This window comes from Pantoea sp. Tr-811 (genome assembly GCF_011752535.1).
GTDB lineage: Bacteria > Pseudomonadota > Gammaproteobacteria > Pseudomonadales > Pseudomonadaceae > Aquipseudomonas.
Genome location: NZ_VWXJ01000001.1, coordinates 134,782 through 155,848 on the forward strand (window position 1 = coordinate 134,782; position 21,067 = coordinate 155,848).

Here is a 21,067-nt window from a genome sequence, read left to right on the forward strand (position 1 = left end):
ATATGAAACAGCGAGCGATGGTGGTCCTGGATGGCGGCATGGGGCGGGAGTTGCAGCGTAGCGGCGCACCCTTCCGCCAGCCGGAGTGGTCGGCACTGGCCCTGAGCGAAGCGCCCGAGGCCGTTGTGGGCGTGCACGCGGCGTTCATCGCCGCCGGTGCCCAAGTTATCACCAGCAACAGCTACGCCGTGGTGCCGTTCCATATCGGTGAGGAACGCTTTGCCCGGGAAGGGTTGCAGTTGGCCACGGTTGCCGGCCAGTTGGCCCGCCGTGCCGCCGATGGCAGCGGCGGCCAGGTGCAGGTGGCAGGTTCGCTGCCGCCGCTGTTCGGCTCCTATCGGCCAGACCTGTTCCAGCCCGAGCGGGTTGCCGAAGTGCTGGCGCCGCTGTTGCAGGGCCTGGCCCCGCATGTGGACCTGTGGCTGGCAGAAACCCAGAGCTCGATTGCTGAAGTCCGTGCCATTCACGCTCAGCTGCCCGCGGACGGCAAGCCGTTCTGGGTGTCGTTCACCTTGCAGGACGAAGAGGTCGATGCCACCCCGCGCCTACGCTCGGGTGAGCCGGTGGCCGAGGCGATCGAGGCGGTGGCAGGCCTGGGGGTAGCGGCGGTACTGTTCAATTGCAGCCAGCCGGAAGTCATTGGCGCGGCGGTGGACGTGGCCCATTCGCTGATCCAGGCCAAGCAGGCCGATATCGCCATCGGCGCCTACGCCAACGCCTTCCCGCCGCAACCCAAGGAAGCGACGGCCAACGATGGCCTGGATGAACTGCGTGAAGACCTCGACCCGCCAGGTTACCTGGCCTGGGCCCAGGACTGGCGTCAGCGCGGGGCCAGCCTGATCGGCGGCTGCTGTGGCATTGGCCCGGAGCACATCGCTGCGCTCAAGCGTAATTTGGGCTGAAAGGATATTTCTGTAGGAGATAGCCCAGCCCTTGCGGGCTGCGCTGTCGCGCAGGGAACCGTGCCAGCAGTCGCGCCGCAATGCGTGGGTGCCCAAAAATGCGATACGCGAACACCGGCGCTTGACCTACACCACAACCATCTCCAGGCCAGCGCCGTCCCCGGTAGGAGCGAGCGCAGCTCGCGATGGGGCGCGCAGCGGCCCCAGGGTTTCAGCCTCGCGGCTCATAGTGCCGGGGCTGCTTTGCAGCCCATCGCGAGCTGCGCTCGCTCCTACAGGATTCACCGTTAAATCAGATGGTTACGGTTTGTTCCATAGGAGCGAGCGCAGCGCGCAATGGGCGTTGGCTCAGGACTGCAGGCGGGCGTTGTGGCGGTTGCGTGGGGCCAGTACCGGGCCTTGGGCCAGCCAGCCGAACACCAGGCCGAGCACGCTCCACAGCACCACGTGGATGCCAAGCGAAGCGATGCGGAAGTTCCACAGCAAGGTGGCCGAGAAGCCCTCGGGCACTTCGTTGATGGCCGGGAACAGCTTGCCGGCCACGGCCATGATCACGCCATAGAGCACGATCGCCGCAACCGCGGCGGTCCAGCCACCGTGGCGAGCCAGCAGCTTGCGGAACAGGTTCACCGCCACCACCAGCGCTGCCACCGACACCACCAGCATCAGGAAGAACAGCTTGGTGCGCTGGCCAATGGTTTCAGCGTCGCCCACCGATGGCGGGTTGGCCGGGTACTTGAGCCCCGGCACCAGGATCACGCTGATGAAGGCCAGCAGCGCAAGGATGGCCGCCAGGCCGCGCGGGCCTACCTTCAGGCCGCCCATACGGCCCATGGCGAAGGCGAACACCAGGGCGAAGATGCCGCCGATCGATACGCTGTAGATCACCACGCCGGTGAACAGCCCGACGCTGCTCTGCACCGCACGGCTGACCAGTTCCTCTTCTTCTTCGTCGGCAGCGCCGCCGCCATGGTCATGGCTATGGGCATGGGCCACGGATTCTTCGAAAGCGATGGCTTGGTCCACCGAAGGCTCACCGAACACTTTCGCAAAGCCAAAGGCGAGGATGCCCGCCAACAGCCCGGCAAGCATGCCGCGCAGCAGGAGATTGCCTGTCATGTCACAACCCTCGGTCAGTGGCAGGGGAAGCCCAGCAGGTGGCGGCCGTCATGCACGAACTCGTGCACGTAGGCACCGGAGATCAGTGCGGTGGCACCTTGCTCGGCACCGACGAAATAGATCGCCAGCAGCAGGAGCAGGCCGGCGAAGATGGCCCAGGGCAGAATCTCGCTCAACGGCAGGGACGGCAGCGACAGGTCGCTGTCGGCGGACGTGGCAACGGTGGTGGACATACGAAGCTCCTGGAGAATGACGCGTTCGGTCAGGATGTTATTAGGGGGGGATGGTATTGGGGTCTGGCTCTCGACGTGCGATTACAGTGGCGCGACCGCGCCGGGCTTACACCGGCTTCCCAATCAGTAACAAAATAATACATCTTGGCCTTGAAGTCTTTCATGAAGCTTCGCGCAGGGAATGATTGCTGCGAGAAACAGGGGCGATGCCTACACATCCGCCCCTGGGTCTATCAGGTTTTCAGCCTTGCTTCTGGTGGGACAACGCCTTGCTTGCCTGGTCAGCGCACTTCTTATAGTCGCCGGAGGCGTGTGCGGCCTTGGCCTGCTGATGCTCATGGTGCCCGGTGCCGGTAAAGTCCGAGGCCTGCGCGGACTTCAGTTGCTCCAGGGCTGCTTCGCATTCGTGGTGGTCGTCCTTGGCAAATGCGAGCCCTGGCACCAGCAGGGTGCAGGCAAGTAGGGTAATAAGGCTTTTCATGGAAAATCCCTCTTCTGGTCAGGCCCTGTCAAAGATGTTTCTTGGCCTCTTTGTCAATATGCTTGTCTTCCTTGTGACGTTCCTTGTCCAGGTGTTTGGCGCCCTTGTCGACTTCCTTGGCGTCATGCTTGGCGTCCTTGTCCACATCTCGCACATCCTGGCGAACGTCCTTGGCAACGTCGCCCTCGGCGTGTGCCATCGGCAGAGCCAGAAGTGCGGTGAAGGCAATCGCGCAAGCGCTGAAGGTTTTTTTCATGGTGACTCTCCTTTTTGGTGCACTGGAATTCCTGCTTCATCACTCAATGCACCCTAGTCGAAAATAACCAGAGCGCCACTATCGCCCAGCGCGCCCCCCAATAGGGCCAGGCATCCAGGCGCCACCTAGCATGGCGAACCCCACCCTTAAACATGAAAAATAAGTTAAAAAAACGTGATACCAATGTGATGTAGATTCGTATTCCTATTTAAAAATGAATCCCGTTTACATTCACTCCCTGGGGCTTTTTCCTTGAAACGTCACCTTCCTGCCAGCCTGTTGCTGGTCGGCGCCTGCAGCGCCATGCCCGTCGTTCACGCCGCCGACGACCTCACCCTGCCTGCGACGCAGATCGAAAGCACACGTGACGAAGGCGAGGGCCCGAGCCAGGGATACGAAGGCCACGCCTCCTCCAGCACCACCAAGCTGGGCCTGACCGACAAGCAGACGCCCCAGGGCGTGACCACCATCACCCGCCAGGCGCTGGATGACTTCAAGATCAACGGCATCAAGGACGCCCTGCGCGCGGCGCCCTCGGTGACCGTGGAGCAGACCGAAACCGACCGAACCGAATTCACCTCCCGCGGCTTCGACATCAACACCTTCGAATACGACGGCATGGGCATGCCGTTCGTTGGCACAGTGCTGGTGGGTGACCAGGACTTGGCCGAGTATGAGCAGGTAGATGTGCTGCATGGCGCCAATGGCTTGATGAGCGGAGCGGGCAACCCGTCTGCCACTGTCAACTTCGTGCGCAAGCGCCCGACCGACAGCTTCCAGGCACAGGTCGACACCAGCGTCGGTTCCTGGGACAGCCGCCGTGTGGATGTCGATGTGGCCGGCCCGCTGACGGATTCGGGCAAAGTACGCGGTCGCTTCATCTATTCCCACGACAAAGGCAATTCGTGGATGGACCGCTACAGCCATGAGCGCAACGTGGCCGCCGGCCTGCTGGCGTTCGACGTGACCGACGCCGATACCGTGACCGTTGGTTTCTCCCAGCACAACAGCGACTCCAACGGCAGCACCTGGGGCAACCTGCCGCTGGTCGACAGCGCCGGTAACGCCATTCACTACAGCAGCCGCAGTAGCAGCATCGGCCAGCCGTGGACCTACTGGAACCTGCACACCCAGCGCGCCTTCGTCGAGCTCAAGCACGATTTCGGCAACGACTGGAATGCCACGCTTACCGCCACGGGCATTCAGGAAAAGCAGAACACCAACATGCTCTACGTGTACTCGGTCACCGGCGACGACGCCCAGGCCTATGGCAACCACACCAGCAGCGAAGCCCACCAGTTGCTGGGCGAAGCGAAAGTGCAGGGACCGTTCAGCCTGTTTGGCCGCGAGCATCAGCTGACCTTCGGCGCCGCCTATGGGCGCACCCACCAGAAAAGCCATGAGTATGACGAAGACATCGAGCATGGCGGTGAGTTCGACACCTCGTTCTCGGGCATCCTGGCCGGTGCCACCTCCATGCCGTCGTTCGGCGTGACCAGCGAAGGGCTGTCGCAGAACTTCCAGGACACCCAGAAGAGCGTGTTCGCCGGGGCGCGTTTCAGCCTTGCCGACGACCTGCACTGGATCGCCGGTGCGCGCATGCTCAGCGCCGATGGCAAGGGCGAGAGCTTCGGTGCTGAATACTCCACCCGCGCGCACGGCAAGGTCACCCCCTACACCGGCCTGGTCTATGACCTGAACCCGTCGTGGAGCCTGTACGGCAGTTGGACCAAGATCTACGCCCCGCAGTACAACAAGGCTGGCGATGACGGCAAGCAGCTCGCGCCGCTGGAAGGCAAGAGCATGGAGGTGGGGATCAAGGGCAGTGTGATGGACCAGCGCCTGCACCTGACCGGCGCACTGTTCAAGACCGAACAACGCAACGTGGCCGTGGACATGGGCTTCAATGGCAATTGGGAAGTCTACTCGCCGGCCGATTTCAAGAGCCATGGTGTCGAGTTGCAGGCCTCTGGCGAAGTGATGCCAGGCCTGGACCTGTTGGCAGGTTATACCTACGTGCGCATCGACGACGACAATGGCGAGCGTGCGCGCAAGTATGTGCCAACCCACAGCGTGCGCGGCATGCTCACTTACCGCCTGCCAACGTTGCCGCAGATGAAAGTCGGTGCCCGGGTCAGCTGGCAGACTGGCGTTGAAAGTGACACCAACAGCGCCATCCACCAGAACGCCTATGGCCTGGTCGACCTGATGACCAGCTACGACATCGACAGCAACTGGAGCACCTCGCTGAACCTGAACAACGTCACCGACCGCAAGTACCTGCTGTCGCTGTACAACAACGCCAGCACCGCCAGCTACGGTGCCCCGCGCAACCTGACGGCCTCGGTGACCTGGAAGTATTGATGTAAACCTGGGCCCGCGGCGCGCCGCAATTTTTCATGGAACACATCACAACTTTTTTGTAGGAGCGGGCTTGACCCGCGAAGCAGGCGACGCGGTGCATGGCACCGGCTGCGCCGGTGTTCGCGGGGCAAGCCCGCTCCTACAGGGAGTTGCGATGCCAAACGCCTACAGCCCACCGAACAGCGGCACGCGCCGATCGGCAAAGCGCACCCGCACCGGCAGCGAGTCGATTCGCCATTCGCTGTCCAGCGGCTGGGTGAAGCGTGCCGGCACCATCAGGCCGCGAGCCGGGCTGCTGAACGGCTTGCGCAGGTCGCTGGGCAGTGGGTTGGCGCTTTCAGCGTTGCTGATGACCTCGGCGCCTACCCAATCGCCATTGGGCAGGCGCACATCCAATGCCGAGCCTGGGGTGGAGTGCTCGACGTCCTTGGGGTCCAGGTACACCCACAGCTGCGCCGGGCCTTCGCGCTCCAGGCGCATCAGCAAGGTGCCGGGGCCAACGTTCTCACCGGGGGCGGCAATCACCTCGGCCACCCGCCCGGCTTCACTGGCGTGTACATCCAGGCGCGCCAGCTGCTCTTGCAGCCACTGCCCCTCGCGCTGCTGCTGTACCTCGTAGCGTTGGCCTGCACCCCCGCTCAGGCTGCGCTCGAAGGCCAGCAACTCAGCCTCGCGGCTGTCCAGCGCATTCTGCGCCTCCAACACTTCGCCACGGGTGGCTGCGCCTTGCGCAAGCAAGCGGCGGGTGTCGTCGACCTTCTTCGCGGCGCGGTCCACCAGGCTTTGCAGCACTGCCCGGTTGTGCGCACCCAGACCTGCGGTGCTGGCGTTGCCGTTGACGGCACTGGCTTGCAGCAGGCTCAGGCGCAGCCGCCAGTCGGGGTTGTCCAGGTCTACCAGCGGTGCGCCGGCCTGAACGTGGTCGCCCACCTGCACGCGCAGCGCACGCACTTCGCCTGGTTGCATGGCCCGCACTTCCAGGGTGGGCAGGCGCACCAGCGCCGGGGCCTCGACGCGCAGCAGGGCCAGGCCATAGTGGCCAACCAGCCACAGCGCCGGCAGCAGAATCAGGCACAGGATCAGGTACCAGCGCAGCTTGAAGGCCAGGCGCTTGCCGGGGGCATACAGCACCTGCATGCCGTTGTCCTGGGTGGGATGGTGTTCCTTGGGGCTGCGGAATCGGATTTTCATCGGCTTCTCGGGTAGTCGGTCCAGGATTGCCAGTCGATGCCGCTGATACCAGCCGGCAGCAATGTGTGTTTCCAGGTGTCGGCCTGGGCTTGCAGCTGGCCGCTGCCGGCATCGGCCCAGCTCAGCGCTGCCGGTTGGTCAGGCTCCACGCTTTGCGCCAGGCGCATGTGCAGCCCTGGCCAGGCGCGGGCAATTTCGATGGCGCGGGTGCTGCTGGCTTGCGCGTTGCGGGTGTAGATCATCAGGCTGACGTCTTCGATGCCCAGGCGCTGCAGCTCACACGGCACGCATGGCGAGCGCTTGGCCTGCGCCTGGAACCAGCGCGGGTGGCTCGACAGCTGCACCGGCCAGGGGCTCGCGGCCTTGGCCTGGCGCAGGGTTTCCAGCCAGTCGTGCAGGCGTTGGTCGGGCACCGGCCAGCCCAGCTGTTCCACTTCCAGGTCCAGGTGCAGGCCATCGAAGGGCAGCTCGCGCAACTGGCCGAGCAGCTCCAGCAACTGGGCGCGGTGCTGCGGTTTGATCCAGGCGGGGTCGCCGAGCAGCAGGTTGACCTGCAGGCCCTGGCGATGGGCGGCGCCCAGCAGTGCACTCAGGTTGGCGCGGGTGGCGGGCAGGTTCTGGATCTGCCGGGCATCCAGGCCCAGGTGGATGATGCCGATGCCGGCCTTGCGCAGCGCCTGCAGTTCGCTGGCCTGGGTGGCGGCGGCCAGCAGGCGCTGGCTTTGCCAGGCGTAGGTGCCCAGGCGCCAGTTGCCGGTGCGTGCCACTGGCCCGGTGGCGCCGGATTGCCAGCGCAACCACTGCTTGCCCAGCAGTGCCTGGAAGGCCGGGCTGTCGTCGCCGAACAGGCGCAGGGCGGCGTCCTGCAGCCAGGTGGCGTGCCAGGCGGCGATCTGCGCGAAACCTGCGTTGTAGCGGTCGACCTCGGCCTGTTGCAGGCGCAGGCTGGCTTCGCCTGCGTCCAGGCTGGAGCGCTGACGGCGCTCGGCGACGATACGCTCCAGGGCCTCGCGGCGTTCGCTGCGCCAGGCGTATTCATTAGCGTTGCGTCGTTGCTGCTCGATCACCTTGCCCAGTTCGCGCAGCAGCGTGCCATGCTCGGCTTCCTTGGCCTGCACCGCCGCCTGGTAGCGCGCTTCGCCTTCGCGGCTGCGGGCCGAGCCATAGTCGAGCAGGTCGAGCGGGGCGCTGAAGGTGACCCCCACGCTCAGGCCGCTGCCGCGGTCGGCAGCGCCGCTGCGCTCTTCCACGGTCTGGGTGACGTTGAAATAGGAATCGATGGCGCTGTACCAAGGCCGCTCGCGGCCCTGTTCGGCCAGCGCCAGTTCGGCATCGCGCCGGGCCATGCGCGGGTTGCCCTGCAACTGGTTGCGCCAGGCCTCCAGCGCCTGCGGGTGGGCGGCCAGCGGTGCGGCAACCGGGGTATCGCCGGGGCCGATGGCCACCCCCAGGCTTTGCAGGCTGGCACGCACATCGGCAAGCAGGTCGGCTTGCAGTGCGCAGCGGCGGGTTAGCGCCGACCATTCGCTGCGCATCAGGCGTGCATCGGACGGCAGAATCCACTTGCCTTCCAGGCGGGTGCGCAGCTGGGTTTCGGCGGTGCTGGCAGCGGCCTGCACGCCTTCGCACAGTTGCTGTTCCTGGCTGGCGCGCCACCAGTCGGCATAGGCGCTGCGCACCGCCAGGCGCTGGCGGGCACGTTGGTATTGCTGCTGGATGCGGCCCAGGCGCACGTCACGCTCGCTGGCGTGCACGGCCTCCAGCCGCCGCGCCAGGCTGCCCAGCAACGGGTAGCGCACGCCAATGGCCGCGTTGCGGCCGTAGTAGTCGTCGCGAACGTCCTCGGTGACCAGTTCGTGGTAGCGGCCGGCATTGGCGCTGCCGAACACCTCCCAGCCGCTTTCGCTTTCGCGTTGTTGCTGCGCCGCGTAACGGGCCTGCAGCTCGGCATTGATGGCGGCGCCAGCCTGGCCATCGCCGGCTTGCTGCAGGGCCTGCTCCAGGGTGATGGGCGTGGCATTGGCCAGCAACGGGGCGCAGAAGGCCAACGGCAGCAGGTGTCGTGCTGTGTGCAAGATCATGTCAGAAGTGCCTTAGAACCGATTGGCCCGCTTGAGTACCCACCAGGGCGCCATGCTCGATTCCTCGTGCCCGCGCCGCAGGGTTTCATTGAGAATGGCGACCACGCTCCAGCAGCGCAGGGCGTACATCGCCAGGGGGTAGAACGGCAGTATCCAGGCCAGTGCCAGGTCTTGCCGGGGGCGCTCGCTGACCATCAGCATCAGCCCCAGGTACAGCAGGCCACTCATGGCCAGGTACAGCGCGTAGATCAGCAGCGAATAGAACAGCAAGGCCGTTGGCGGCAGGATGAACAGCGCCACCAGGCTGTAGCCGACGATGATGAACGGCAGCACCAGCTGGAAGAACAGCCCGCTGACCAGCAGCATCAGGAAGTTCGGCCAGCCCAGCAGCTTCGGTGTGAAGGCGTGGCGGTGCTTGCGCAGGTAGATGAACAATAGGTCGCCGTCCCAGCGCAGGCGCTGGTCGAGAAACCCGCGCAGGGTAGCCGGGGCGTCGGTGTGGCCAATCGCCCGTGGCTCGAATGGGATGCGCAGGCGGTAACGGCGGAAGTAGCTTTTGATGCGCAAGGTCAGGTCGAGGTCTTCGGCGGTGTGGGTGTCCCAGCCGCCGATCTGTTCGAGAAAGCTGCGGCGAAAGGCACCGAAGGCGCCGGACACGTTGTTCACCAGGTTCCATTCGGCCAGGCCGATCTTGCACATGTGGATCGACAGCAGGTACTCCAGCGCCTGCACCCTGGCGATCCACGATTGCCGGGCGTTGCGCACCCGCAGGCTGCCCGCCACCGCCGGCACCTTGGGGTCGGCGAAATGGCGCACCATGCGCAGCACCATGTCGTTGTCGAACGAGGTATCGCCGTCGACGTTGATCAGGATTTCACCGGTGCTGAACGCCAGCCCGCTGTTGAGCGAGGACACCCGCCCACCCCGTTGCCATTTGGCGATTGGCCGCAGCAAGCGGTTGCGCGGCAGCCGCTGTTCGGCCTTGAAGCGCCGCACCACCTCGGTGGTGACCTGGTTGGCCGCCGCGCCATCGACGATCGGAATGATCTCGATCACGCCGGGGTAGGTTTGCTCGGCCAGGCTGCGCAGGGTCAGCTCCACGTCCTTGCCTTCGCTGTAGCAGGTGATGATGCACGACACCCGCGGGTACCAGGCCTGGTGCAATGGAACCGCGCTGCGTTCGCGCACGAACCAGCGCAGGGTGCCCAGCAGCACCAGCAGGTTCAGCGGCACCTCCAGCAGCAGGAAGTAGGGGAACACCATCAGGAACAGCCGCCAGTGCCCGTCGGGGCCCTGGATTTCGGCCAGCCAGAGGTGCAGGTGATCGAGCAGGCCGGCCATCACAGTTCCCCCGCCAGGCGTGCCATCAGCAGTTCGGCGTTTTCCTTTTCCACCAGCTGGGCCGGGGCCACGCAGCCACTGGTGGTTAGTACGATGTCCTGCAGGTCCTGGCCGACGAACAGTTCGCTGATCTGGTTCAGGCGTTCGGTCACCCGCTGCAGGCCGACGCTGTCGGTGTACATCAGCAGCAGCCAGAGGTGTTCCTCGGTGGTTCGGGTACAGCGGTCGGTGTCGCGGATGGCCACCTGAATGCGCTCGATCAGCGCGTCGAGCAGTGCATGACCACGTTGTGGGCCCAGGCGTGCCAAGGCGGCGCCAAGGTTCTTGAAGCGCACCCCGAGCAGGGCAAAGCTGGGCTCGCCGTGGCGGGCGATCAATTCCAGCTGCCAGTCGAGCAAGGTGCGGAAGGTGTTCACGCCCACCAGCGAAAGGCCGCCGAAGTAAGGGTCGAAGCCTTGGTCCAGGCCTTGGCGCGCTGCCAGCAACCCGGCTTCGGAAAGCCGATAGTCGTGAATGTTGCGCACCAGCAGTTCATCGGGGGCGTGCTGCTGGCCACAGTCCAGGCAGCGCGCCTGGATATCGGCATCGACGAAGAATGCCGAGCAGGCCTGGCAGCTGTAGTTTTCCAGTGGCCGGTCATAGTCGGTGCCGATGTGGCGCAGGCGTGTCAGGCAGTTGGGGCAAACCAGTACGCCGTCCTTGAGGTAGTCGGCCTGGGCACCGACGTGGCCGCAGGTAAAGCAGTGCAGGGAGGGCTGGCGCACGATATCCAGCGCGCTGCATTCCACGCAGACATCCACGTAGTTCAGGTGGCCGCTGCCACAGCTGCGGCACAGGCGAATGCGGTCGACCAGCGTGGTGCTGTCGAGCAGGTTGCGCTGGGCCAGGCCCTGCACCAGGGCATGGCCGTTGAGCTGGTCGTCGCCCAGTGCATCGACCAGCGGGTAGTGGTAGAGGGCAGGGGAGCGTGGGCTGCGCAAGGCCTTCAGGCTACCAGGGGCGCGCAGCCAGAGGTAGGCCAGCACCTGCGCCTGCGGCCCCTCCGGTGCCTGCCCACGGTTGAACACGGCGAGGCGTTCACGCCATTGCTGCAGGGCACTGGCCGGGTGTGCGGGCAGCGGGCCATCGGCCAGCGCAGCGGTGGGGGGGGGGTCGCCCTGGCAGTAGATCAGCGTCAGGCCGTAGGCCGGGTGGCGCCTTAGCTGGTGCACCCAGTCGGCGTTCTGCTCGGGGCTGGCGGTGAGCTCCAGCAGGTCGAAGGCGGGCTCGGCGAGCAGGGCCTCAAGGCTTGGGAAACGGGCCGTGATGGCGGGGTTCGAAGTGGGACCGGGGCCTAAGGCGGCGAAACGTGGCGTCGGGGCAGTCATTTGCATTCCAGGTTCGAAGTCTGGAATGTGCGACCTGCGTTTGCCCGGTAAAGTTCTACAAAAGGATTAATCTGTACAACTTTAGAGTGGGTGCTCTAGTGCGATCGCCGGGTGTTCATGCCAGCGGGGCGCCGATCAGCAGAATTGCGCTGCCATGGGCGGCGGCGGCCGGCCAGGTGCCCCATTTCAGCCTCACAGCGGCGCAGACCAGCCCCTCGACGAAGGTGAACAGCATCACCGGCCAACCCAGGTCGGTCAGCACCAGGGCCAGGTAGCCATGGCAGGCGGCAAAGGCACAGGCACTGCCGAGCGCGGCCCGCCAGGCGCTGGTGTGCTGTTCCAGCAGGCCTTGCAGCATGCCGCGAAACAGCACCTCTTCCAGGGCGTTGCCGGCCAGGGCCAGCGTGGCAAAGCCCAACAGCCATGGCAGAGGGGCTAGTTCAAGGCCCAGGTGCAGCCTGATCGGCAAACCGATCAGGCACCCTGCGGCGATCCCCAGGGCGATGCCGGCCGTACGGTTTCCCTTGAACCCCACCACCCATTGCCAGCACGTTGGCAGCCCGCGCGCGAGCAGGCCAAGCAGTGCCAGCGAGCCGGTGCCCAGCGCGGCCATCACCCAGGGGTTGGCATGGAAGCGCAGCGGCGGCTCGCCGCCCACTGTCCAGATGCCGCTGGGGGTCATCATGTCACGGGTGCAGACGAAGGCCAGCAGCAGGATCAGCACGCGCATGCCTGCTTGGCTGCGCGGCGTGAGCCACAGCCACAACGCGAACAGCCCCAACAGTGGAAGCAGGCGCCAGAGGTAGCCCTGCAAAATGGGGAGCGCTTCGAGTGGCATGACTTCGTCCGTTAAGTCTGAGGCGGGCAGTGTACAGCGGTTGCTGGCCGACGCGTTGTCGTACTCTTTGATTTAACACATGACCCTGTAGGAGCGAGCGCAGCTCGCGATGGGCTGCAAAGCAGCCCCAGCACTATGAGCCGCGAGGCTGAAACCCTGGGGCCGCTGCGCGCCCCATCGCGAGCTGTGCTCGCTCCTACCGGGGCAGCGTGTACGTTAGAAACTACCTTTCAAGGTCACCATGTAATTACGCGGCTCCCCGTAGTAATTCCCGCCGCTGCGATCACCTACCGTCGAGTAGTACACCTTGTCGAACAGGTTGTTGCCATTGAGCGCCACGGCCCAGTGCGAATCGATCTGGTACTGCACCCGCGCGCCCCAGATGGCATACCCCGGTTGCTCGGTCTTGGCAGTGCCAGACAACCTGGATATAGCGCTCTGGGCATTCACGCCTGCGCCCACGCTCCAGCGGCTCAGGTTGCCGGCCAGGGCATAGTCGCCCCAGGCCCGCAACGCGTGGCGCGGTACCAGTGTGTTGTAAGTGCTGCCATCGACCGCCGCCACATTGCTGTTGCGCACGTTGCTGCTCAAGGTTTCGGTCGCGGTATAGGTGTAGCCCGCTGTCAGTTGCAGCCGCTCGACGGGGGAGCCTGTGAGCTCCATCTCCACGCCTTGGGCGCGGACCTTGCCTGCGTCTACCGAGCAGGAGGCGCAGATGCTCTTGTCGGTGACCGCCACAGCAGCATGCTCCTGGTAGGCACGGAACAGGTTCAGCGAGCCATTGAGCGCGCCGTCGAACCACTCGCCCTTGACCCCCAGTTCATAGTTGGTGCCGGTTTTCGGCTCCAGCACCTTGCCACTGGCATCGGTATAGGACTGTGGCTGGAAAACATCGGCGTAGCTGGCATACACCGTCAGGTGCGGCGTCAGGTCGTACAGCACGGCGGCGAACGGCGTGACTTGCCCGGTTTCCCGGCGCTCATCGATCGGCGCCACGCCGTAGGCATGGCTGTCATTGGTGTAGTGCCAGTCGCTGACCCGCGCCCCGAGCACCACGGTCATGGGATCGGCCAGTTTCAGGCGCAAGTTGGCATAGGCCCCTTGCTGCTTGACGGTGGTTCGCGACGGATACGGCCAGCCACCGCGGTAGCTGTTGTTGATGATGTAGTCGTTGCTCGGTTCGGTGAAGCGCGTGGGGTTGAAGACATCGGAGCGCTGCTGCAGGAAGGCCAGCGCCCAGACATCATGGCTGTGGGAGTAACTGGTGTTGGCACCCACGGTCAGTTCGTGCTCCAGGCCAAAGGCGCGGAATTTGCCGTCCAGGTAGCCGTCGAAGCCGTAGTCCACCGAGTCGTAGTCGAACAGGCCGGCGATCGACTGAATCGCCGATGACGTGGCCCCCGGGGTCACGTAGCCAACCCCTATGCCCTGGGCATACTTCATGTCCTGCTGGTTATGGCTGTAGGCGCCTGCCAGGCGCGCGGTCCAGTCTTCGTTCAGGCGATGCTTCACGTCGGCGAACACCGACGTACGCTCGCTATCCCAGTGGTTCCAGCTGGCGCCCAGGCAGGTGGAGCGCTTGAGCTTGATGTCCGAACCGTCGCTGTAGCTGGGCAGGCCACCAAAGCAGGGTGTGGCGTTGAGCTTTTCATAGGCGATGGCAATGCCAGCGGTGGTGTCGTCGGAGAAGTCGTAGTCCAGCGCGCCGTAGGCAAGCTGGTCTTCGCGCTTGCCATAGTCGTAGAAGTACCGGCGCTTCTGTTCGGCAACCACCGCGCGCCCCCGTAGCGTGCCCTCGGCATTGAGCGGGCCTCCGACATCTACCTGGCTGCGGTAGTTGTCCCAGGTGCCACCGGACAAGGTCACGGTTGCAGTCGGCGTGGCCTGGCCGCGCTTGCGCACGAAGTTCACCGCGCCGGCCGGGGTGCCGGCGCCCTGCATCATGCCGGCGGCGCCACGCAGCAGCTCCACCTGCTCGTAGAAGGCCATGTCGCTGCTGAAACTGTTGGCCTGCACATAGCTGCCGCCGACATCCAGCGGCACGCCGTCGTACTGGAATGGCGCATCCATCTTGAAGCCGCGCGAGTAGAAGTACTTGCCACCCATGGGCGAGCCGGAGACGGTGATGCCAGGCGTTTGCTCCATCACCTGATCGATGGTGTTGAGGTTCTGGTCATCCATGCGCTTGCGGGTCATCACCGTGACCGACTGCGGGGTTTCCCTGATGCTGTGCTCGCCCTTGCCGAGGGTAATGGCCCTTGTGGTATAGGAGGTGGTCGGCTCAACTGTGGTCCCCTGCGCGGCATTGACGTTGGTGGCGCCAAGCTCAAGGGGCGCGCTGTCGACCGCGTGCAGCCGGTATTGCCCAGGGCCGCTTGGCTCGGCAGCCAGGCCTGTGCCCGACAGCAGCATGGCAAAGCCACCCTCGACATCGAAACTGCCCTGCAACCCTTGACTGGAACGGCCAGTGGCCAGTTCGCTCAAGCCCACCAGGTAAACCCCAGACTCGGCGGCGAAGCGTGACAGCACCTGGCTCAACGGCCCGGCGGGAATCGCGTACTGGCGGCTGGCGGCCTGGGCGGTGAGCGGTGCGGCGGCGAGCCAGGTGGTGGCCGCAATGCTGGCCAGGCAGACGGAAAAGCTCAGGCGGGCGGTGAACGGTGCGCGTGCTGGACGAAACATCATGTGGTCCTTGTCCCCGTTGGGTGAAATGGATGGGTTGTCATCCCTTAACCCGGCGAGGCGGTGAAAAGCGGAACCACGGATTGAATTTTTTTTCAGCTGCCACTGGCCGCTACCGTGGTCCACCACGGCAGGCGCCGTTCGACGCGAATCGGTAACGACTCACCGAGCATGGCCAGCGCACCGTCGAAGTCGAGCAGCGGCAGGTTGCCGAACACCTTGAGCTGGGCAACTTCCGGGCTGACCGAGACGTAACCGTGGTGGTAGCGCGACAGTTCGTCCAGCACCTCGCCCAGTGGCACGTCTACCGCAACCAGTTTGCCTTCGGTCCAGGCTTCGCGGGCCAGTTCGGCGTTGCCTGGCGGGGCCAGCTGGTGGCTGTCGAAGCGTTGCTGTTGGCCGGCCGCGATCACCCGGCGGGTGCCTGAGGAGGCCAAGGTCACTTCCACTGCGCCTGCAAACACCGACAGCTGCGTTTGCCCGCTGCTGGCGCACACGCTGAAGCGCGTGCCCAGCGCCCGCATATCGCCCTGGGCGGTTGTGACGATGAAGGGGCGTTTGGCATCGTGAGCGGTGTCCACCAGGATCTCGCCGGCCAGCAGGTGCAAGCGGCGGCTGTTCCTGGAAAACGCCACATCGAAGGCGGTGCGGGTGTTGAGCCACACTTGGGTGCCATCGCTCAGGCGCACCGGTTTCAGTTCGCCCGTGCCGGTGCGGTAATCCGCAGCCAATTCCGCGCGCCAGTGCGGCAAGGGCGTCAGGCGCCAGGTGGACCACAGCACGCCCACACCGGCCAGGGCGGCAAGGCCGCGCAGCAGGCCGCGCCGGCGTACCCGCTGGTGGGCACCGAGCAGGCGCTCGGCAGTGTTGCGCCGGTCCGCCAGGTGCTCCAGCGGCTCGAAACGCTGGCTGATACCCTGTACGGCCTGCCAGGCGGCCCGGTGCATGGGATCGGCGGCGAGCCAGTGTTGCCAAGCCTGCTGGCGGGCCGTGTCGGCACCACCGCAGCGCAGCTCGGCATACCATTCGGCGGCTTGCTCCAATACCTGGAACGGGGTTTGAATGCGCGCCTCAGGCATCGTGGTCTTGATAAAACATGGCCATGTCTTGCGCGGCCTGCAAGCTCAGGCAGGCGAGCATGGCCTTGGCCACATACTTGCGCACCATGCGGTCGGACACCCCCAGTTCAGCGGCCACCTCTTTGTCAGTCATCTGGCACACCACCGCCAGCACGAAGGCCTGGGCACCTTTGCCGGGCAGCCCGATCAGCATCTGCCCAACTTCCTGCAACGCCTGCAGCACCGCCGCGCAATGTTCTGCAGAGTCGGCAAAGCGTTCCGGTTGGGCAGCCAGGGCATCGAGCCAGGCTTGTTCGATCTCCCGCCGTTGCCACAGGTTGATGCACAGCCCATTGGCCACCTTGCGCAGGTAACCACGGGCGGCGAGGGCATTGTCCAACACCGGCTGCACGGGTTTTAGCAGCAGCCGCAGGAATGCATCATGGGCAAGGTCGGCTGCATCGGCGCTGCAGCCCAGGCGCCGGCTCAGCCACTGGCGCAACCAGGGATGATGCTCGCTGTAGAGGTGATCGAGGGGCTTGGTCGACATGCTGGAACAGAGCGCCTGAGAAGGTATATCAAAAGACAATCATTATCATGACGGCGGGATTATTGGGTTATCGGGTGAAGAATGCAATGCGATGGGCCTCACCGCACCGCTCCTTGCGATTTGCTCCATGAAAGCGAGCGCATGCAGGCGCTGGGCGAGGTTTGGGCTATGATCGTGCTCCCGTGAACCACGCAGGCTGAAACAAGGAGCGAAGCGATGAGCCAACCACCGAATGGGTTACCCATCTACAGGGTATTGACCGGCCCCGATGACTCGGCATTTTGCCGGCGCGTCAGTGAGGCGCTGGAGTTGGGCTACCAGCTGCATGGTTCGCCTGCGCTGACGTTCAATGGCAAGGATGTGATCGTGGCACAGGCCGTAATCTGGGCAGGCGTGCAGGGTTAGCGGTGTTCGGAGCCACCACCATGTCCGACGGTTTTCCTGAGTTGCCCTCGCTCAATGCCTTGCGTGTTTTCGAAGTGGTTGCCCGCCACTTGAACTTTCGCCTGGCCGCCGAGGAACTGGGTGTGACCCAGGCGGCAGTGGCGCAGCAGATCCGTGGGCTGGAGGCGAGCCTGGACCTGCGCCTGTTCGAGCGCCTGCCCCGTGGCTTGGCCCTGACAGACGCAGGCAGCAGCTACAGTGGCAGCATTCGCAGCGCCCTGGCGATGATCGATGAGGCCACCCGCGTGCTCAGGCCGCAAGCCGCTCACCTGACCGTCAGCGTTACCCCCACCTTTGCCTCGAAATGGCTCATTCCAAGGCTTGGCAACTTCGCCCAGGGCCACCCGGATATCGACTTGCGCGTGCTGGCCACGGACCGCCTTTCCCACTTCAGCACCGATGGCGTGGACCTTGCCGTGCGCTATGGCAAGCCCGAGTTCGGCGCAGGGCTGAACAGCGAGAAACTGATGGAGCAGCGCATCGTTGCCGTGGCCAGCCCAACCCTGTTCGCGGGGGCTGAGTTGCCTGCCAGTTTCGAGCAGCTGCAAGACTTCCTCATGCTGCACGATGCCCACAATTTCTGGCCGCAGTTTCTGGCGCAGGTGTTCCCACAGCACGCCCAGCCAACGGCCAGGAACCTGCGCTTCAACCAAACTTCCCTGGCCATCGAGGCGGCGATCAGCGGCCAGGGTATTGCCTTGGCCAGCCTGGCGTTCGTCAGCGATGACGTCGCCGCCGGCAGGTTGGTGCAGGTGTTTGCCCAGCAGCTTCGGCTGGACAAGGCGTTTTACCTGGTGTGGCCGCGCAAGGTGCGCCAACCCGAGTCGCTGGCCATCGTGCAAAGGTGGCTCAAGCAACAGGTAGGCGATAGTTAATCTACTGGATGGGTAAAGTTTAGCTGTCTCCCTCGCTATGGGGGATGCTGCTAAGGTGGATGCCAATTGCGAATCAGCAGTGCAACCCTGGAGGCAGCATGTCAGTAGAAAAAGTTGCAATCATCACGGCCGGTGGCAGCGGCATGGGCGCGGCGGCAGCGCGCCGCCTGGCCGCCGACGGTTACAAGGTCGGCATCCTGTCTTCGTCGGGCAAGGGCGAGGCCCTGGCCAATGAACTCGGCGGTATCGGTATCACCGGCAGCAACCAGTCGGTCGACGACCTGCAACGCCTGGTCGATGCCGTGGTGCAGAAGTGGGGCCGTATCGATGTGCTGGTCAACAGCGCAGGCCACGGGCCGCGCGCGCCGATTCTGGAGATCAGCGACGAGGACTGGCACAAGGGCATGGAAACCTACCTGCTCAATGTCATTCGCCCAACGCGCCTGGTCACCCCTCACATGCAGCGCCAGAAGGGTGGGGTAATCATCAACATTTCCACCGCCTGGGCCTTCGAGCCCAGCGAGATGTTCCCCACCTCCGCCGTGTTCCGCTCGGGCCTGGCCGCGTTCACCAAGATCTTCGCCGACAATTTCGCCGGGGATAACGTGCGTATCAACAACATCCTCCCGGGTTGGATAGACAGCCTGCCGGCCACCGAGCAGCGCCGTGACAGCGTGCCGCTCAAGCGCTACGGCACCAGCGAGGAAATTGCCGCGACGGTGGCCTTCCTGGCCAGTGAAGGCGCAGCCTATATCACCGGGCAGAACATCAGGGTCGATGGCGGCGTCACCCGTAGCGTCTGACCACCCTGGCCGTAGCCTGCAGGGCTGCGGCCTTCCTTTGCCCAACCTGGATGCGCCCCTGCCTGGTCGCGGGCGCCCTGAGGCAGGTATCTCATGCAAGCAAGAAAACCGGTGGACGGCCTGGCTGTGGCGATCATGGTCGCGCTGTGCCTGACCTGGGGCGCCCAGCAGGTTGCGATGAAAGCGGTGGCCGAAGATGTTCCACTGACGGTGCAGGTCGCGCTGCGCTCAGGGGTTGCGGCGCTGCTGGTGTGGCTGTTGGGTAGGTGGGGCAGCCGCACGCCTTGGATCGACGGACTGTGGTGCCGCTCGGGGCTGGTGGTTGGCTGCTTGTTTGGCGCGGAGTTCCTGTTCATCGCCCAAGGCTTGCACTGGACGAGTGCGTCGCACATGGCCGTGTTCCTCTATACCGCGCCCCTGTTCGCCGCCATCGGCCTGCACGTCAGGTTGCCCGAAGAGCGTTTGCAGGCGCGCCAGTGGTTCGGCGTCGGGCTTGCGTTTGCCGGCATTGCCGTGGCGTTCTGGGGGCCGTCCTCGCCGGGCTATGGGGCAACCGGGCTGTGGGGCGATGCGCTGGGCTTGTGTGCAGGTGCCGCCTGGGGCCTGACCACGGTTGCCGTGCGGACCAGCCGGTTGAGCGAAGCGCCGGCCACGCAAACGCTGTTCTACCAGCTTGCCGGTGGCTGTGTGCTGTTGCTGGTGGTGGCCTTGGCAACCGGCCAGACCCGCGCATCCTTCACGGCGACGGCCACTGCCAGCCTGGTTTTCCAGACGTTGGTCGTGTCGTTTGCCAGTTACCTCATCTGGTTCTGGCTGCTTAGGCGTTACTTGGCCGCGCGCCTGGGCGTCATGGCGTTCATGACGCCGGTGTTCGGCGTGTTGATGGGCGTAGCCGTGCTGGGTGAGTCGATCAGCCAAAGCTTCATCCTGGGTGCGGCGCTGTCGCTGGCCGGCCTGGTGATGGTGAACCTCAAGGGTGGACGGCGCGTGGCTGGGCAACCTCTGGCCGATTCCTGAGCCAAGCGCAAAGCGCGCCTCGAAGGGCGCGCCATGTGCGGGTTGGGTTCAGATTTGCGCCTGGCCACCGTCGACGAACAGTTCAGTGCCGTTGACGAAGCTGGCATCGCTGGAGGCCAGGAACAAGGCGGCCTTGGCGATCTCTTCCGGCTCACCCACACGGCCCAGGGGAATCTGTGCAGCCAGGTAGTCGAGCAGGCCTTGCTGCTGCGCCGCATCTGGGCCGGCCAGGTCGACCAGGCCCGGGGTGCGGGTAGCGCCGGGGCTGATGGTGTTGACCCGCACGTTGCGGTCTTTCAGGTCGAGAATCCAGTTCCGGGCGAAGGCCCGCACGGCGGCCTTGGAGGCGGCGTATACGCTGAAGGCTGCCGTGCCGGAGCTGGCGGCGGTGGAGCCGGTGAGAATTACCGATGCATTGGGCGCCAGCAGCGGCAGGGCCTGTTGCACGGTGAACAGCGTGCCTTTGACGTTACGGTCGAAGGTGTCGTAGTAGTGCGCTTCGGTGATCTCGCCCAGCGGCAGCATCGAACCGCCACCTGCGTTGGCGAACAGCACGTCGATACGCCCCTGTTCAGCCTTGACGCGGTCATAGAATGCGTTGAGTTGTTCCAGCTTCGAGGAGTCGACCTGCACGCCGATGGCATTGCCGATTTGCGCGACGGCGGCGTCCAGTTCGGCCTGGCGGCGGCCGGTGATGTACAGGGTGGCACCTTCACTTGCGAAGAGCTTGGCAGTGGCCAGGCCGATGCCGCTGGTGCCGCCGGTGACGATTGCGATTTTGCCTTCAAGTTTGCCGTTCATGATGTTTCTCCAAGGGGGTTGTTTGCTGTGATGGGAGAAGCTTATCGATGAACTTTGTTTTTCAAAATAGAACTGTCGGAAACTCATCGTTGCAAAAATGAAATGATTAGCTTCGCCATTCTGAAGGCTTGGCCATGTTCGCCAACCTGGCTGCAGAAGGTTCGTTCGTGGCTACTTGAGGGGAACGTAGATATCGGTCTGCCATTGATCCAGCGGCGTTTGCGGGTACACGCTCAGGTAGTGGAAGAACACGGGGTGATCGCCCAGTGTTTCACCGCTGGCGGGCAGCCAGTCGTGCAGTAGCGGGTAGAGGCTTTGGCCAATGTGGTCAGTTGAACCACTATGACGAATCACGGCGCAACGCCCAGCGGGGATGACCCGCTCGTGCACGCCGGCTGCATTTTCGCGCACGGGTTCGTCGATCTCACCGCACACGGCGAAACGGAATGCGTGTGCTGGGGTGGTGTCGGGGTTGCCGAAGGGAATGCCGAACGTGCGGCTGCTGGCCACCGGCGATTGGCCGCTGTCCATGCGCCATTGGCGAAACCGCGCGACACTTTCCCCCAACTGGCTGGGCGGCCCGCGGTGTTCGAGTGCGGCCACCCGGGTTTCACTGAAGTCGACGATCCGGATGTGCATGGCCATGCTCCGTGAAAGGTGAATG

The 21,067-nt window shown here is 64.6% G+C and carries 20 protein-coding genes and 1 riboswitch; of the genes, 6 read left to right on the plus strand and 14 right to left on the minus strand.

Translation table 11 applies throughout. The features are described 5' to 3' along the window. Positions 1-2: 2 nt before the first annotated feature. Positions 3-902, plus strand: coding sequence for a homocysteine S-methyltransferase family protein (locus F3J44_RS00615; RefSeq protein ID WP_167269953.1), 900 nt, complete (start codon positions 3-5; stop codon positions 900-902). Positions 903-1,250: 348 nt separating this feature from the next. On the opposite strand, the gene F3J44_RS00620 is transcribed toward F3J44_RS00615, so the two are convergent. The 4 genes from F3J44_RS00620 to F3J44_RS00635 form a co-directional block, all read right to left on the minus strand. Continuing rightward, positions 1,251-2,021, minus strand: coding sequence for a CbtA family protein (locus tag F3J44_RS00620; RefSeq protein WP_167269955.1), 771 nt, complete (start codon positions 2,019-2,021; stop codon positions 1,251-1,253). A 14-nt stretch (positions 2,022-2,035) separates the two neighbouring features. Next, on the minus strand, positions 2,036-2,254 hold the full coding sequence (locus F3J44_RS00625) for a CbtB domain-containing protein (RefSeq protein WP_167062503.1): 219 nt from the start codon (positions 2,252-2,254) through the stop codon (positions 2,036-2,038). 38 nt (positions 2,255-2,292) lie between these two features. Continuing rightward, positions 2,293-2,410: riboswitch (cobalamin riboswitch) on the minus strand. A gap of 85 nt (positions 2,411-2,495) precedes the next feature. Further along, entirely contained in the window at positions 2,496-2,735 is a 240-nt protein-coding gene (locus F3J44_RS00630) for a hypothetical protein (RefSeq protein ID WP_167269957.1), read from the minus strand. A gap of 28 nt (positions 2,736-2,763) precedes the next feature. Beyond that, positions 2,764-2,991: a hypothetical protein gene (locus tag F3J44_RS00635; RefSeq protein WP_167062500.1), complete on the minus strand. Its 228-nt coding sequence runs from the start codon at positions 2,989-2,991 to the stop codon at positions 2,764-2,766. Between the two features lie 252 nt (positions 2,992-3,243). Here F3J44_RS00635 and F3J44_RS00640 point away from each other — a divergent pair, with 252 nt between their 5' ends. After that, complete coding sequence (locus tag F3J44_RS00640; RefSeq protein WP_205299607.1) at positions 3,244-5,355, plus strand: TonB-dependent siderophore receptor; 2,112 nt, start codon at positions 3,244-3,246, stop codon at positions 5,353-5,355. A 165-nt stretch (positions 5,356-5,520) separates the two neighbouring features. Here F3J44_RS00640 and F3J44_RS00645 read toward each other — a convergent pair whose 3' ends face one another. The 8 genes from F3J44_RS00645 to F3J44_RS00680 form a co-directional block, all read right to left on the minus strand. Continuing rightward, on the minus strand, positions 5,521-6,546 hold the full coding sequence (locus F3J44_RS00645; protein WP_167062497.1) for an HlyD family secretion protein: 1,026 nt from the start codon (positions 6,544-6,546) through the stop codon (positions 5,521-5,523). Further along, positions 6,543-8,627, minus strand: a complete 2,085-nt coding sequence (locus F3J44_RS00650; protein ID WP_167269959.1) for a hypothetical protein — start codon at positions 8,625-8,627, stop codon at positions 6,543-6,545. The genes F3J44_RS00645 and F3J44_RS00650 overlap by 4 nt, the downstream gene beginning before the upstream one ends. 12 nt (positions 8,628-8,639) lie before the next feature. Next, the gene (locus tag F3J44_RS00655; protein ID WP_167269961.1) at positions 8,640-9,968 is read right to left on the minus strand and encodes a glycosyltransferase family 2 protein; all 1,329 of its coding nucleotides are present in this window, start codon (positions 9,966-9,968) and stop codon (positions 8,640-8,642) included. Next, positions 9,968-11,335: a diguanylate cyclase gene (locus F3J44_RS00660; RefSeq protein ID WP_167269970.1), complete on the minus strand. Its 1,368-nt coding sequence runs from the start codon at positions 11,333-11,335 to the stop codon at positions 9,968-9,970. Before F3J44_RS00660 ends, F3J44_RS00655 begins: the two co-directional genes overlap by 1 nt. Before the next feature lie 115 nt (positions 11,336-11,450). Continuing rightward, positions 11,451-12,173 carry a CPBP family intramembrane glutamic endopeptidase gene (locus F3J44_RS00665; RefSeq protein WP_167269972.1) on the minus strand — a complete coding sequence of 241 codons (723 nt, stop codon included), beginning with the start codon at positions 12,171-12,173 and terminating at the stop codon, positions 11,451-11,453. A gap of 216 nt (positions 12,174-12,389) precedes the next feature. Then, a complete protein-coding gene (locus F3J44_RS00670) occupies positions 12,390-14,855 on the minus strand; it encodes a TonB-dependent receptor (protein WP_167269974.1) in 2,466 nt (821 codons plus the stop codon). Positions 14,856-14,950: 95 nt separating this feature from the next. Beyond that, complete coding sequence (locus F3J44_RS00675; RefSeq protein ID WP_167269976.1) at positions 14,951-15,934, minus strand: FecR domain-containing protein; 984 nt, start codon at positions 15,932-15,934, stop codon at positions 14,951-14,953. Further along, complete coding sequence (locus F3J44_RS00680; protein ID WP_167269978.1) at positions 15,927-16,463, minus strand: sigma-70 family RNA polymerase sigma factor; 537 nt, start codon at positions 16,461-16,463, stop codon at positions 15,927-15,929. Before F3J44_RS00680 ends, F3J44_RS00675 begins: the two co-directional genes overlap by 8 nt. Positions 16,464-16,679: 216 nt before the next feature. Between F3J44_RS00680 and F3J44_RS00685 the strand changes: the two genes are divergently transcribed. The 4 genes from F3J44_RS00685 to F3J44_RS00700 all read left to right on the plus strand — a co-directional run bounded on the left by F3J44_RS00685 (position 16,680) and on the right by F3J44_RS00700 (position 19,602). Continuing rightward, complete coding sequence (locus F3J44_RS00685) at positions 16,680-16,868, plus strand: DUF1737 domain-containing protein (protein ID WP_167062474.1); 189 nt, start codon at positions 16,680-16,682, stop codon at positions 16,866-16,868. A gap of 20 nt (positions 16,869-16,888) precedes the next feature. Beyond that, positions 16,889-17,782: a LysR substrate-binding domain-containing protein gene (locus F3J44_RS00690; protein WP_167269980.1), complete on the plus strand. Its 894-nt coding sequence runs from the start codon at positions 16,889-16,891 to the stop codon at positions 17,780-17,782. A gap of 98 nt (positions 17,783-17,880) precedes the next feature. Further along, a complete protein-coding gene (locus F3J44_RS00695; RefSeq protein ID WP_167062468.1) occupies positions 17,881-18,585 on the plus strand; it encodes an SDR family oxidoreductase in 705 nt (234 codons plus the stop codon). Between the two features lie 93 nt (positions 18,586-18,678). Next, positions 18,679-19,602: a DMT family transporter gene (locus tag F3J44_RS00700; protein WP_167269982.1), complete on the plus strand. Its 924-nt coding sequence runs from the start codon at positions 18,679-18,681 to the stop codon at positions 19,600-19,602. A 48-nt stretch (positions 19,603-19,650) separates the two neighbouring features. On the opposite strand, the gene F3J44_RS00705 is transcribed toward F3J44_RS00700, so the two are convergent. Both F3J44_RS00705 and F3J44_RS00710 read right to left on the minus strand, forming a co-directional pair. After that, on the minus strand, positions 19,651-20,403 hold the full coding sequence (locus F3J44_RS00705; protein ID WP_167062461.1) for an SDR family NAD(P)-dependent oxidoreductase: 753 nt from the start codon (positions 20,401-20,403) through the stop codon (positions 19,651-19,653). Positions 20,404-20,574: 171 nt separating this feature from the next. Beyond that, positions 20,575-21,042 carry a GyrI-like domain-containing protein gene (locus F3J44_RS00710; RefSeq protein WP_205299608.1) on the minus strand — a complete coding sequence of 156 codons (468 nt, stop codon included), beginning with the start codon at positions 21,040-21,042 and terminating at the stop codon, positions 20,575-20,577. Positions 21,043-21,067: the final 25 nt, after the last annotated feature.